At 28.1% G+C, this 13,868-nt stretch carries 14 protein-coding genes; 1 reads left to right on the forward strand and 13 read right to left on the reverse strand.

What is annotated here, in order from left to right; genetic code table 11:
• Positions 1-411: 411 nt before the first annotated feature.
• Positions 412-1,467 carry an acyltransferase gene (locus BN1225_RS14150; RefSeq protein ID WP_052466562.1) on the reverse strand — a complete coding sequence of 352 codons (1,056 nt, stop codon included), beginning with the start codon at positions 1,465-1,467 and terminating at the stop codon, positions 412-414.
• 351 nt (positions 1,468-1,818) lie between these two features.
• Between BN1225_RS14150 and BN1225_RS10315 the strand changes: the two genes are divergently transcribed.
• Positions 1,819-2,133, forward strand: a complete 315-nt coding sequence (locus BN1225_RS10315) for a DDE-type integrase/transposase/recombinase (protein WP_187117553.1) — start codon at positions 1,819-1,821, stop codon at positions 2,131-2,133.
• A gap of 287 nt (positions 2,134-2,420) precedes the next feature.
• On the opposite strand, the gene BN1225_RS10320 is transcribed toward BN1225_RS10315, so the two are convergent.
• The 12 genes from BN1225_RS10320 to loaP form a co-directional block, all read right to left on the reverse strand.
• On the reverse strand, positions 2,421-3,554 hold the full coding sequence (locus tag BN1225_RS10320; protein ID WP_041139759.1) for a polysaccharide pyruvyl transferase family protein: 1,134 nt from the start codon (positions 3,552-3,554) through the stop codon (positions 2,421-2,423).
• 1 nt (position 3,555) lies between these two features.
• Positions 3,556-4,767, reverse strand: coding sequence for a Coenzyme F420 hydrogenase/dehydrogenase, beta subunit C-terminal domain (locus BN1225_RS10325; protein WP_041139760.1), 1,212 nt, complete (start codon positions 4,765-4,767; stop codon positions 3,556-3,558).
• A 14-nt stretch (positions 4,768-4,781) separates the two neighbouring features.
• Positions 4,782-6,020, reverse strand: coding sequence for an oligosaccharide flippase family protein (locus BN1225_RS10330; RefSeq protein WP_052466564.1), 1,239 nt, complete (start codon positions 6,018-6,020; stop codon positions 4,782-4,784).
• A complete protein-coding gene (locus BN1225_RS10335; RefSeq protein ID WP_041139761.1) occupies positions 6,013-7,365 on the reverse strand; it encodes a hypothetical protein in 1,353 nt (450 codons plus the stop codon). Before BN1225_RS10335 ends, BN1225_RS10330 begins: the two co-directional genes overlap by 8 nt.
• A gap of 58 nt (positions 7,366-7,423) precedes the next feature.
• Entirely contained in the window at positions 7,424-8,488 is a 1,065-nt protein-coding gene (locus tag BN1225_RS10340) for a glycosyltransferase (protein WP_041139762.1), read from the reverse strand.
• Positions 8,489-8,516: 28 nt separating this feature from the next.
• Positions 8,517-9,080, reverse strand: a complete 564-nt coding sequence (locus BN1225_RS10345) for an acyltransferase (protein ID WP_052466566.1) — start codon at positions 9,078-9,080, stop codon at positions 8,517-8,519.
• Positions 9,077-9,865, reverse strand: coding sequence for a glycosyltransferase family 2 protein (locus BN1225_RS10350; protein WP_041139764.1), 789 nt, complete (start codon positions 9,863-9,865; stop codon positions 9,077-9,079). Before BN1225_RS10350 ends, BN1225_RS10345 begins: the two co-directional genes overlap by 4 nt.
• A complete protein-coding gene (locus BN1225_RS10355) occupies positions 9,858-10,691 on the reverse strand; it encodes an NAD-dependent epimerase/dehydratase family protein (protein ID WP_041139765.1) in 834 nt (277 codons plus the stop codon). Before BN1225_RS10355 ends, BN1225_RS10350 begins: the two co-directional genes overlap by 8 nt.
• A 13-nt stretch (positions 10,692-10,704) precedes the next feature.
• The gene (locus tag BN1225_RS10360; protein ID WP_041139766.1) at positions 10,705-11,703 is read right to left on the reverse strand and encodes a WaaS/CpsH family glycosyltransferase; all 999 of its coding nucleotides are present in this window, start codon (positions 11,701-11,703) and stop codon (positions 10,705-10,707) included.
• A gap of 428 nt (positions 11,704-12,131) precedes the next feature.
• Positions 12,132-12,902, reverse strand: coding sequence for a sugar transferase (locus BN1225_RS10365; RefSeq protein ID WP_082029345.1), 771 nt, complete (start codon positions 12,900-12,902; stop codon positions 12,132-12,134).
• A complete protein-coding gene (locus BN1225_RS14785) occupies positions 12,892-13,062 on the reverse strand; it encodes a hypothetical protein (RefSeq protein WP_156133055.1) in 171 nt (56 codons plus the stop codon). The genes BN1225_RS10365 and BN1225_RS14785 overlap by 11 nt, the downstream gene beginning before the upstream one ends.
• 41 nt (positions 13,063-13,103) lie before the next feature.
• Positions 13,104-13,616, reverse strand: a complete 513-nt coding sequence (gene loaP, locus BN1225_RS10370; RefSeq protein ID WP_041139739.1) for an antiterminator LoaP — start codon at positions 13,614-13,616, stop codon at positions 13,104-13,106.
• Positions 13,617-13,868 lie beyond the last annotated feature (252 nt).

Genomic DNA, 13,868 nt, shown 5'->3' on the forward strand with positions numbered 1-13,868 from the left:
ATTCAGACTATGCTATAACAAATAGAAAAAGATAATCTATCTTACGACAAGTCATCAATTATTAATTTTAATTTATTTATCTGTCTACTTGACAGTGGACAGATCAAATTCACTAATTTTCTATCTTTTTTGATACCTAATCCCCCACAATATTAAAGGTAATCCGATTCACACCCCAGTAAAAATTAAATTATCAAAACAGCACCCTGTGATTTTGTCTATCTGTTACCGCAGAAATCCCGGCTTACAGTTGGCGCGGTTCAAACATATCTGCTTTGCAAATGAGTAAAGCAAGAACACCCCGCTTTTTACGATTAGTTGCCTTTGGTTTATGCTTTTTCAAGTTAAGTGATGCAAAAAGACTCCCTACTGTTGGTAAACGTTCTGGATCAATTCTTTTGTCTGGTATTTCTACATTCTTACGAGTTTTTTAAAATATGGAATCTTGGATAAAGCAAATGTTGCAAATAATGAGATTACAAAGGTTATCATCCAGCAGACCAACATATAAAGCGGTGCTACCAATGTTTTCGGAAGTAGGTGTTTAATCACATCAAGCAAAACAGCGTGTACAACATATATTCCAAAACTGGACTTTGATGGTATGGAAACAATATCATCAAAACCTTGTTTGTATTTCACACTGTTTAATGCAAGGAAAACACCAACTGAGTAAACGAAAACAAGAATACCGTCTGCATATGCGTTCGCGTAATCTTTAGTAAAATTAACGTATACAATCATCATTAACAACGCCAAAATCGAAGAAACATATAACGCAATCTTGATCTTCTTCGATACGCCAACATGAACAATATACCAACCAGCTAAAAAGTATGAAACAAATACATTGAAAAAACCAAGTTGTAATTTTCTAATAAGCGTAATTAGATGAGCAACAAAACCAAACTGCAAGGACAGTGCTTGAATTACTGGTATTGTAAATTGAGTCAGCAGGGATATTGCTAAATAAAGCAATACAAGGTTTTTGTTTTTCTTGCAGACAATAGCTCTTAAAAATGGCAACGCCAAATATAAACCTATCTGCATATATAGATACCACAAATGATAATGACCTGAAGCGAATCCGGCAATAAAAGACTTGATACTTATGCTTTCTCCCTTGACCAAAGGTATTACAAGCTTGTAACCTACAGCATATATTGCTGACCATACAATCAACAAAAAAATAATCTGTGGCAATCGCTTTGAAAACAAATCTTTAATTGAAAATGGTCTTTCTTCATCAAGCATTAACGCTCCAGAAATCATAACAAACAAAGGAACACCAATTCGTGATATGCTATCAAAAATATTTCCCCATATAAACTCCAGACTACCCAATTCGTTGGACATCACAAATGCAGCACTTACGTGTATCATAACAACAGCCATTATTGCAACAACTCTTGCTATATCCAACGATGTATTCCTTTGGCGAGGTATTGTCTCGACAACATTTCCCATTTTATTTCAACCACCTTTCCACTTAAATAATAATGTGTACTTTCCTGTAAATCGTCCTCTTTATAAGTTCGGCACATATTTCACCATATACATCTCTGCTTTTCAATCCTTAAATTATAACTTTTTTTATACCTCTAGTGTAACTCAATTGAAAAACTAAAAGTGGAATTTAAGTATTTCGACAGCTCGAAGCCACTCTGGCAATCCGATTTTGATGTTGCCATTGAACTTTATAAAACCAAGCACAATGGTAATATGCCTAAACCTATTAAACGCAGAACTCGAATAACTTTCCCTGAATCTAGCAAATGTCCTCACTACGGTCTCTCTCTTAGAAAAACTGCTTTAATCATGCGTGAAGTTCATGATATAAAAATATCTCATCAGACAGTCGCTAACTACACAGAAGCTGTCAGTAATCTCATTGAACCTTGGCTTGATCATTATCAGTATGATCATATGTCAAAGGATCATTGTGGCGATGAAACGTACGTTAAAGTCAAAGGTAAGCATGTCTATGTCTTTTTCATGTGCGACAGCGTAAGCATAATCATTACTTCATTCAACATTTTCATGAAGCGTGATACATTCAGTGCCATTCAAACCTTCTATTCCGTTATCAGAAAGTTTAAAGCCGTTCCTGACATAGTAAGAATTGATTTGTGATTGTGCCTTTATTTATCACGATTTAAGGCACTTATTTACGTCTGGTTTTTATACTTTTGTTTGTTTGGAAATCCTAAAAACTATTTAACTTCATAATATGATTCCTTCCATACAATCAAAAGACTTTTTATACAACTTTCCTAATCCTTATCTTTATTGAGAATAAGCTATAGTCAACCAAAATCGGTGCAAAATATTAAGAATTGATTTTTAACTAATTAGATAGTTAATCATGTCAGTTTCTCCACAAAATAGATGCACTTTCTAGGAGCTTCATTCTGGTAGCATTATAATTCGTCTAAAGTGTTAAATAGATATTTATTGGATACACCTCTTTGCTTATCTAAAATCAGGTCAACCTTTGAAAAATCAATATGTTTAATTTTATCAACTAGTTTGTTTTCATTTTTAGTTAAATATTGACTTTCTAGATTTAATAGATTTAATAAAGATAGTAGTCTTGTTTTTTGTTCGGCTACAGTGATATAATTTCTTTCAAATACAATGAAATCTTTTTTAAATACAATAGAAAATTCTGTTCCATGTAAAGAGTCAGTTAATACATACTTAGCATTAGCAATCAGAGTCATAAATTGAATTGGATCTGGAGAAATAGTTTCTCTTTTGAGATTTTGCTTTTTCCCAGAATTAATTAAGATAATTCTACAATTTAATTTAGTTTCTATTATCTTTATTGTATCAATATAATTAGAAATATCTCCAATAAAGTATCCAATTATATAATCATGATCAATAATGTTATCTTCATGAATCATAGAATTCCAAAAATCTTGTTCCATTAATAAAACAGGATCTAATACTTGAAGAACTTTCTCTCCTAAAATCTTTTCTATTATTTTAACACCAGTATCTTCCCGCACCGATAAAGCTTTAAATTCAGATAAATATTTTTTTAGTCTTTTTTTATTATACCATGGGATAGTTTCACTACCAAAACTGGGAGCGTAAGCGATTCTTTTATTTTTATCAGTAAATCTTAAATAATATAATTCATGTAGCCCTGGAGCAGAGAGCTGCCATACTTGATCACTACCACATATAAATCCATCAAAATAATTTTTATCTAACAAAATATCTGTTTTTGATAACTTTAAGTAATCTTCACTAAATTTATCAAACTTTTTCTTTAAATCGCTATCTATATTAGAGACAAATTTCTCCCCCTTAATTTTTGTCATTATTGTTTGATATAATAAAAAGGGGCTTTTTAAGCTAGTTAAAAGTCTATTTTTATATGTTAATGCCTTTATTCTTTTGTAACATTCCTGCTCATTGTCCAAATAATCAATAATCTCAGCAGTATATCCAAATGAATTAATTTTCTCTGATAAAGCATAAGCTTGAAGTATTGAGCCAAAATTATAGATTTTATAATATGTAACAATTCCGATTTTCTTCATTTTACTTCCCTCTTATCTTAGTATAAATTATATAAACTTTAAGTTGAATTAATAATTTTTTAAAGTAATATCTGAGCCAGCCTTTTAAATTCAAAGAACCATATTTTTTTAGTACATAAGTGATACCAAATTTTTCATAGGATTTCCAAAATGAATCATAATCTGTCGGCTGATTATGACCATGTTGCATATTATCTTGTTCATTAATGATATCAGGTATGGAGACTTCAATTAGAGTACCAAAATTGCTTAGTAATGATGAAATTTCTAAGCCTTTCTCACTATTTATTGTGATCATAGAAATACCATTTTTAGTGTTAAGATTATTTTTTATTTTTTCAATCCCCCAAAAATCTCCTAAAGTAATATCCGATATTCTTTTAGAAGAAGAAAATTGACAATTAAAACAAGATTTTCTCATTAATAAACCTTTTAGATATAATACTGGATAATTTCTTAAAAGAAATGTGTTTTTAAGTTCTTTACCATTCTGAAATTTCACATAACAAGGATACCCTTTCCAACCTAGTTTTTTTTCACGAAATTTAAATATAATGACTTTTGACTTATATTTTTTTTCTAACATATTAATAAAATTATCAAAAAATCCTTTGCTTGAAGTTCCATGACAAACTAGATCTATATACATAATTTTTTTGCTATCAACATTTTTAACAGATAAATAATTTTTGATTGCTTTAATTTGACAAGGGAGTCCCGAAAAAATAATAAATTTATTATCATATATATCTTCAATTATATTACTTAATATATTTTTAATATCACTATAAATATATTTAGAGCCTGAAAATTTTCTTGCCTCTTCAATTGTTGTTGCTCTAGTATGTCTAACATGAACATTGGGCTCATAGAACATTTCTGCTCCGTAAACCGATACGTTATTTTCTTTTTTAAATATCGCTTTAACGATACTTATAAATGCTCCTCCCGAAGAAGAAATTAGCAATTCATCTTTGGAATTATTTATAAAAGCATATCCTTTTAGTAATTCACTATTTTGACTTTCATTTGTATTAATGTGACAAATTTTATCACATCTTGAACATTCAATACATTTTTCGTTATCTATTTTCGGATAGATAAAACCATTTAAATCTGATTTATAGGTTATAGCCTTTGTTGGACAAACAATAGAACATAGGGTGCATCCACTGCATAAACTGCTATCCTTTTTGAATTCATTTAAACTCATATCTACTCCTTTATTTATGTAACTTTAAAATCCTGTTTATATTTCACCACATAGTTAATTCTTACTATTAATAAACATCCCTCAGTTATACAGCGCATGATTGCTATAGAAAAAATGTTGAAATTATTAGTTCCTATTAAAATTGCTAACCCCAATACATGTACGATAGAAGCAATAATCGTTGTTTTAGTAACTTCATAATCTTTATCTATCGCCCCTAGTGTCGGCCAGCCTAAAATAATTGCTGGAAAACTAAATAGTAATAGTAGTAATAAACCTCTAAACACTTTAATTGATGGTATATATTGTGGACCATTTATTATATTGATAATTGATGGAGCTGCAAAATAACAGAATATAATTCCTAAAATAATAATAGGCATGAAAATAAATAATACCCGTTTTATAGTTTTAAACGATTTTGTTTTTACCATTGTAGGATAAATACCATTAGATATTGGATTATACATACTTTGCACAGCCGATATCAATGTATAAGCAACTCCCCAATATGCTACATCACTCTCTGATAATAAAATGCCAATTAAAAAGGTATTAATTAATGTAAACGCAGTACTTGCAATATCAGACAAAAAAAACACAAAGGATTTCTTAATCTCATCAATCACATCTACAAAATTAATACGAATTAGCTTTATTTTTTCTTTTTTCAAGTAAATTATTGTTGAAATTACTGCACCTATTGTTGTTAGTATTTCAAATACAGGTATATATATCAGTTGATTATCATTTTTAATAAACATCAAAGTTAAAATTACGCTTATTAATTTTGCGATTGTAAATCTAATTGCAACAATATGCATTTTTTCAATTCCACGGAAATAATAATCAAAAAGAAAAATACTTAGAAAAATTGGTACGAGTGAAAGAATAGAAAATAATATATCTCGTTTTAATATTGGAATAAAAAAGATCATAATTAAATAAATAATGAAACAAATTATAGAAAGAAATATTTTGGCGTAAGTTACTTTAGAACAGATTTTTGATATTTCTGAGTTATTAGTTAAACGTGCAATATCTTTTGTTGCAGATAATAAAAAACCAAAATCCACAATTAATTGCATATAATTAGTACAGCTTTTTACATAGGTCATTTGTCCATAGCTGGACACACTTAAAATTCTTGTTAGAAAAGGAAATGTGATTAATGGTAATATCAATTTAGCAAAGGTAAGTAAATAAAGCATTGCTGTATTGCTAATCATTTTTTTATTTTGTTCTTTAATCATTTTGTTCCCCTTTTTTGTAATTCGCATAATAAACTAAAAATAACAAATAAATAAATTGAGGGAAAACAAAAGTATTAATGCTACCATGTATTAGTAATGATATTAATAGCGGAAAAACTATATATATAATCTTTTTAATAGCTATTTTCCCAATAAAATATTTCCAAATATAAAAATAAAATAAGACTCCACACAAACCAAAATTAGCCAAAAAAGTTAGAAGAGAAGAGTATCCATAAGCGGTACCAAGCCCAGAGCCTATTAACGGACTTCTAATGAAAACTTGAATCATTTCTATAGCACTATAGATTCTTACAGATTCTGAATTTAAATTATGTTTCCCAGAAAATATAATATCTATTATATTGTATACTCTGTTCAAGTAGTAAGATCCTAGTTGAGTGAATGAAAAAATAATAAAAAAGTTAATAATTGCAAGTAATATACAAAAAAATAGGATTTTATGAGACCTAATTATTAAAATAATATTATTAGATATATTTAACAAGAAGCTTGTGACTAGTAATAAAAATAATAGATAAAATAACATACTACCAGTAAGAATACCAATAAAACATAAAACCAATAATTTTAATAGGATAATTTTTTTGCATTTTTCTACTGAAATTATCCCTAAACCTATATAAAATAATGATAACGCTAAAGAGGATGGCTCCGTACACAATCCATAAATCGTTATAAGTGATCCCCTTTTAAGTAAAGAAGATGTATCATCGCCAATACCAAAGATACTATCTCTCAATATATAAAAAGTAGAGTCACCAAAAATTAATTTAATTATAATTTCTGTAATAACAATAATTATTAAAACTTTAAAAGCAATATTTAGAGTCTTTTTAAAAAGCTTTATGATATCTTGTTTTTTATAAAAATTAAAAATGCTACATACATTTATATAAAACATAATAAAGTAAATATCATAAATAATAACAAACTTACTAAACATCGGAACTCCAGAAATCCCATTTGTAAAATAGTCGTACCACAAATTTGGAAAACAAACAGTTTTATAATTTAATGGATGTATTATTAGTAAAGCATTATTTACAAATATTAATATTAGTAAGATAATAAACAATTTAATTTGTTTTTTTGAAGGTCGTCTTTTCTTTACTAAAATAAAAAAAGAAAAGATCGTTAAAATATAAAAAACTATTTCATATGGTCTTAATGATATAAATGGAAGGTCTATCCCAATTCCAATATCACATAGTAGTTTTAATAAAATACTTTCTATAATTAATAATTCATAGTTTTTTTTAAAATCTAATTTTATAAATTGATAAATCAATAATACACACAATGATATGGAAAATATGCTCATACAATCTCCTTTATATAATTAAATAAATTTTAAAGAGGTTTTCTCTAGTTGAAATCTGTTAATTAAATATGTCTCTCATTTGTCTTTTTATTTTTCCATTATCCCATTTATTCATTGAATTCAATGCATTTTCATTTAATCTATTTCTTAATTGATCATTTTTGATTAATGACAAAAGCTTTTTTTCATATTCACTTTCGTTAAAGCAAGGAATTAAAAAACCATTATAGTTATTCTTTATAATATCTTTAGGACTACTTGGGCAATCAAATGAAATACAACAATTACCATAGGCCATTGCTTCAATTAAAACCATTCCAAATCCTTCCATTTTAGAACTAAATGCAAAAATAGAGGCTTTCAAATAATAATCCTTTATATTCTTTGTAGCCTCAATAATAGAAACTGTATTCTCTAGTTTATGTATCCGAACATAATCTTCAATTTCACTTTTTAATTCTCCTGAGCCTATAATATATAATTTCCAATCATTAAGATTATTTTTCAAATTTAAGTCATTCCACATTTTTAATAATAGTAATTGCTGTTTATCATTAGTTAACCTGCCAACATTAAGAATTATCTTTTCTTTTTTCTCAATTTTTGATATTGGGGAAAATGTTATAAGATGTGGAATATAAGTAACATTAAAATTAAGTTGTTTATAAATTTCAGTATCCATTTTATTGGGACAAATTACTTTATATATATGTGGATAAATTAGCTTACGAAGCATGATATAACACTTATTATAAGCAAAAAAAGAGCCATGCTCAGAAGCAATAACTCGTTTCAAATATTTTTTTGAAGTTAAATAAATTTCAAAAGTCTCAATAATGGTAGCAGTATAAATAAAATCAAAATCATTGTGCTTTAAAAACTTTTTTAACGCATGGCGCGATTTTATAATATTTATTAATGAGTTGTTTTTACTGTCTTCCCTCATTACTGAAAGAGTTTTGATCGTTATTTTATCATTAAAATATAATTTTATTTCAACACTATCTTTAGTAAGAATGGTTATCTTATAATCAGTCGCTAACTCATTAGCCCAATTGGAAATTACTCTTTCAATTCCACCCAATCTATTTAAGCTTTTATAATAAATAAGAATTTTCTTCATTTTTAACCCCCTTAAATGAATTTGCTATTTATAATTTAACACTAATCCATTTATTTTGTTTAAAATCGTACCTCTTAATTATTTTTGCTGGAACTCCAACAATCACACTATAATCTGGGAACTCTCCTCTAACTACAGCATTTGTTCCTACTATGCATTGTTTCCCAAGCTTAGTTCCTGCTTGAATAGAGACTCCATATCCAATAAAACAATTATCACCAATTACTGTACTTGTTATTTTATTTTTTTGTTCTAAAATAGGAACATTTATTTCTTGATATTCATGATCAATATTTGTAATAAAAACATTCCCCGAAATAACAACATCTTTACCTATTTCCAATTTTCCACCTGATGTAATGTGAAAATTTTGGCCAATTGAAACATTTTCACCTATTAAAATACTAGAGTCTTTATTTAATAATTCCATACGCAATCCTGGCTGTATTCTTAACTTATCTTTGGTTATCACTTTTCCTCTATTAATATCAATAAATAGTGGTTTTGCAATATATGAATACTTACCAAATTTTTTAAATTTTAATTTATATTTATAACTTAATATATGCCAATAAATCTTCCTTACTCTCATAATTTTTTTATCAATACTTTCCTTCTTAAATATTTTACTTTTTCATATAATAATAATAATTTGTATTCAATATAATTTAAGTATTTTAATTTATATGCTTCATAAATGTTTAAAAGACAACCTTCATGCATCTTTTTTATATTTGCAGATAAACCACTATATCCAAAAGTAGGTTTTCCCCCGCCAGCAATTTCAAGGGAATCATACAAATAATAAATTCCATAATGAAATGCGATTTTCATCCATAATTGACCATCTTCAGCATGAGTTCGTTTTTCATCAAATAATCCTACTTGATTAAATACTTCTTTGTTTATTAATGCCGTAGAAGTGTGTGGCCAACTTTTCATTAATACATTTTTTGTATTTAAATAAAATATCTTATCATCTAATCTTTTACCGATTTTAACGTATTCTTTATTTCTATTAGTACCTAAAAACTTAATTTGTGGATATTTTTTTAGGATATTAATTTGAACTTCTAATTTATTTGGTAACCATATATCATCAGAATCTAATAACGCAATCCAGTTTTGAGTAGAAAGTTTAATTGCTGTATTTCGAGCAGAAGATACGCCACCATTTTCTTTACTTATAACAGTGATTGGTAAATCGCTATGTAAGTCTATGTATTTATTCAATATTTCTAATGTATCATCGGTAGAACCATCATTTACAACAATAATTTCCTTGATTTGTTGAATAGCTGTTTGATTTCTAACAGATTCTAAACAAGGTATAATAGTATCCATACTATTATATATAGGAATCACTACACTAATCATGAGATTCTCCCAAAATTTTTGTTATTTTTGTATTGTCACCCCAGATAGCAGGTGAATCATATTCTCGATCAGGAAAAGCTCCATATTTTAATACTAAATTGAGGTTATACTCTTTAATATACCATTCCACTTGATCCGCTAAACTAACTGGTTTTCCAGAACAACAATTAATAATACCATTAATTTTATCTTGTTTAACTACTGCTACAATCTGTTTAGCTAAGTCATCTATGGAAATAAAATCATATTTATTTTTTCCAGTTGTAAATGGAAAAGTCGTTTTACCATCTTTATTTGCTTGCTGTAATTTCGCAAATATTGAATTTCCAAAAGTGTCATCTCCATAGATATAGAAACCTCTAATCCATTGGAATATAACTCCTTTTTCTTTACAGTAAATTTCTAAGGATTGACGTAAAGCATTTTTGGCTACTGCATATTGGGACATTGGGTGTGTTGGGGTACTTTCATCAATTACACCCTCATAATAACCTATTTCATGCATGCTTCCCATTACACAAATATGTTTAATCCCTTTTTCGATCATGTTTGTAATAAACGTATAATGAAAAGAAAGTTCTTTCATATGATTAATATCATTATGAACAAAGCCATTCCTCCAAGCCAAATGCAATAGTACTTCAGGATTCCCCGCATTTTCATATATATTTTCTTCATTAAATAAATTACATTGAAAAGATTGGATTCCTTTGAGATGCCAAGTGTCATAATCTGTAGCTATAAAATTTAAATGTTGCTTATACATTTCTTTTACCACATGAGCTCCAATATATCCATTTGCACCTGTAACTAATATTTTAGACATAATATCCCCTTTCTTATTTATTTAAACCAAATATTTTGATAATCCATTGATTAATGGAATAAGAATCATAAATTTCCTTTGAAATTGGTTTATATTCACGTATCAATACCTCGCCGTTAAAATGAGGATGATTTCTTTCTATGACCATGATATTGTTTGGATCATAAAAATCATATTGCCTAATATAATTATTTGTTGTCATAAACTTTTTCTTCATACCCACTAACTCAATTGTTCGCATCGTAAGACCACTTTGACGAGGATGTTGAATATCTAAAATACAACGACTTTCATTCATTACTTGACTTACTTTTGAAACCTCAATTTTATTTAATGTAATGCACTTGTTTTTATACAAATCTCTGAAATGTGAATTTGTTAATATTTTTGCATATAAAATAGTTTTACTTGGAATATAAAGTTGAAAATAATAGCTTTTATTTTGTTGTTCTAATTCTTTTCGTAATAAATTAATAATTTTGGGGCGATCGGAATGACCTGTTCCAATAAAAGATAAATCATAGCGATAAGATACATTTGTTGTTATATTTTGTTTATAGGCATCCAAATAAAATAATGGTAAAAATTTCATTCTTTCAATCCGTTTAACATCTTCTAAATCAAACGAAAAAATAGTATCAAAATATTTTTCTTTAATATCAAAATATTTAATGTTTGAAATAGAATCAAAAAGATATAATACGAAAGTTGCTTCTGAAAAAGTTTTTTTTAACAATTTTAAATCTCCTGCGAGAGCAGCTTCACATTTAATAAAAAAAACATAATCATATTTTTTATCTTGATTACTTTTAACAATGTTAGAAAAATACTTATGTATTTTATTTTTTGCTAAATGTGGGTTTATTCTTATCAAAGTTTTATAAAGGGTTGAATTTGATGGACGGTCATCATAAAAGTCAACAATCGCTCCCATATTTTCTAATTTTTTTTTAATTTCTAAATCATAGCCAAAAAAATTAGGCGCAAAAAATAATATTCTTTTATTATTCATAAAGCTTCCTCTCCTTTATGTAGATCTCCTGTTTCCCTTTCAACAATTCTATCCAACTTCATTACGAAGATGAGCATTTTAAAGAAAGACTTGTGCTTTCCCATCCACGTTTATATAACATTTTTAAATGAGAGATACGTGAGTGCAAAATGCAACTTTTAACGTATATGGCAAATAATATTTTTTATAAAATCTCTGTTTCCATATACTGAATTATACATATTTGTGAATAGTGGTTTAAAATTTAACCATTCTTAAAATATTAATATTAATGTATTATAAAATATCTGGTTCTCTAATAAATTTGAGAGAAATGAACTGCACCAATTTGATAAATAAAGATAACTTAGTGTTTCGTTTAGTAATAGAATTCTAATTTAATTTCCTTCAGTTTATTGGGTTAATGATGAGTGCTTATAATTAATTTATCATCTTGCACCCTCACCACAAAATACGGTTTTTATTGTAAGGAAAAATATATTTATATATAAAACAAAACTTCTATTTTCAATATATTGGCAATCTTTCTGCCATTTTTCTTTAGGTGGGGTATCATATTTACCATATACTTGTGCCATTCCCGATAGCCCAGGAGTTACCATTAGTCTAGTTACAAACCCGGGATTTTCCTCATTAAATCGGTATGTTAATGAAGGAACCTCAGGTCTAGGACCAATTAAGGACATTTTTCCTGTTAGTACATCAAAAAGTTGGGGTAATTCATCTATTCTATATTTTCTTATTATTCTCCCAATTTTTGTGATTCGAGGATCATTCAATTCCGCCCATTTTTGGCCTTCTTTCTCTGCATCTACTTTCATACTTCTAAGTTTATGAATTTTAATAAGCTTTCCATTCTTGCCCACTCTTATTTGTGAAAAAATAGGATTACCTTCAGACTCATAAACTATAAGAATACAAAAAAAACCTATTATTAATAACGCAGGTATACAAGTAATCAAACAAAACAAAATATCCATTGTTCTTTTGAAGCACTCATAAAAAGGCTTAGGCTCATATGAGATATTAGACTTATGCTTCGATATTTCGTTCTTAAAATACTCTTCATATTCATGATCAGAGCATAATAAATACTTACTTTTATTTTTTTCTTTCACCTGTGCTTCTGGATGAGTCAAAATCTTTTTATATTGATTGGTAAGGTTTTTATCATATTTCTCTCTTTCCTTAATAGTCATTTAAAGAACTCTTTTCGCTTAATAACTTAATATAACAATCAATACATACTTGCCCCGCACCTTCAATATAAAATTCTCTTTCTGAAATAGGTGTCTCTTTTTTTATATCTAATTCTTTATGGCATACGACACACACTTCATATTCATTTTCTGCACTCACAATAACGCACTCTCCTTTTAACTAAAAACAAAAGCAAGAAGCTAGTTCTTGCTGATGATTTCTAAACCGACTTTTGCCGTCGTCTCTTCATTAAATAAGTTCACTTGTATATAGGCCATTCGCTTATGTCGATCTATCTTCTGAATCATTCCTTCTTTGCCTTTTAACGGCCCCTTTGTGACATAGATTCTCTCGCCTTCAATATATCCCATCGACATCTCCACAATATGATCTTCCTTTGAAAAACTCACCAGAAAATCCACTTCCTCTTCTTTTAAAGGATAGATCTCTTCTTTCTTCTTTCCAATCACCTTAGTAAAGTCAGGAATCTTCTTTAATTCATTGAACAGTTCTTCGATATGATCACTGATCAAAAACACATATCCTTTAAACAAGATCTGCTTCACTTGATGCCATTGACCATGATACTTCTTTTGCACATAATACTCAGGAATAAAACATTCCTGCAAGATGTCTTGACCAATCAAGCTGCGACACTTATCGGCAATTTCTTTTTCATGACCGCTTCTGACCTGAATAACATACCAATTCATGGGGTTCCTCCTAAAAAAGAGTAGGCTTCGCCTATCGAACCTAAAGCTTAAGTTCAATCCATGACACTATGACCCTGTCTATGACAAGACGTGACAATGCAACGATCTCCTCTTTCAACATTCCTATATACCAGATAACTGTCAATTATCCTTTATTAAAATAATTCTTGAAACAACTATTTTAATCAATGACATAATACTACAAATACTGCATAAATGCAACCTTTCTATTTAATCCCTTTGATTATTTTA

Source organism: Beduini massiliensis (assembly GCF_000829905.1).
Classification (GTDB): domain Bacteria; phylum Bacillota_I; class Bacilli_A; order Erysipelotrichales; family Coprobacillaceae; genus Beduini; species Beduini massiliensis.

Bases quoted from the DNA above. Each gene is read 5' to 3' on its own strand.
- BN1225_RS14150 (WP_052466562.1), bottom strand. From the start codon at position 1,467: ATGGGAAATGTTGTCGAGACAATACCTCGCCAAAGGAATACATCGTTG.
- BN1225_RS10315 (WP_187117553.1), top strand. From the start codon at position 1,819: ATGCGTGAAGTTCATGATATAAAAATATCTCATCAGACAGTCGCTAAC.
- BN1225_RS10320 (WP_041139759.1), bottom strand. From the start codon at position 3,554: ATGAAGAAAATCGGAATTGTTACATATTATAAAATCTATAATTTTGGC.
- BN1225_RS10325 (WP_041139760.1), bottom strand. From the start codon at position 4,767: ATGAGTTTAAATGAATTCAAAAAGGATAGCAGTTTATGCAGTGGATGC.
- BN1225_RS10330 (WP_052466564.1), bottom strand. From the start codon at position 6,020: ATGATTAAAGAACAAAATAAAAAAATGATTAGCAATACAGCAATGCTT.
- BN1225_RS10335 (WP_041139761.1), bottom strand. From the start codon at position 7,365: ATGAGCATATTTTCCATATCATTGTGTGTATTATTGATTTATCAATTT.
- BN1225_RS10340 (WP_041139762.1), bottom strand. From the start codon at position 8,488: ATGAAGAAAATTCTTATTTATTATAAAAGCTTAAATAGATTGGGTGGA.
- BN1225_RS10345 (WP_052466566.1), bottom strand. From the start codon at position 9,080: ATGAGAGTAAGGAAGATTTATTGGCATATATTAAGTTATAAATATAAA.
- BN1225_RS10350 (WP_041139764.1), bottom strand. From the start codon at position 9,865: ATGATTAGTGTAGTGATTCCTATATATAATAGTATGGATACTATTATA.
- BN1225_RS10355 (WP_041139765.1), bottom strand. From the start codon at position 10,691: ATGTCTAAAATATTAGTTACAGGTGCAAATGGATATATTGGAGCTCAT.
- BN1225_RS10360 (WP_041139766.1), bottom strand. From the start codon at position 11,703: ATGAATAATAAAAGAATATTATTTTTTGCGCCTAATTTTTTTGGCTAT.
- BN1225_RS10365 (WP_082029345.1), bottom strand. From the start codon at position 12,902: ATGACTATTAAGGAAAGAGAGAAATATGATAAAAACCTTACCAATCAA.
- loaP (WP_041139739.1), bottom strand. From the start codon at position 13,616: ATGAATTGGTATGTTATTCAGGTCAGAAGCGGTCATGAAAAAGAAATT.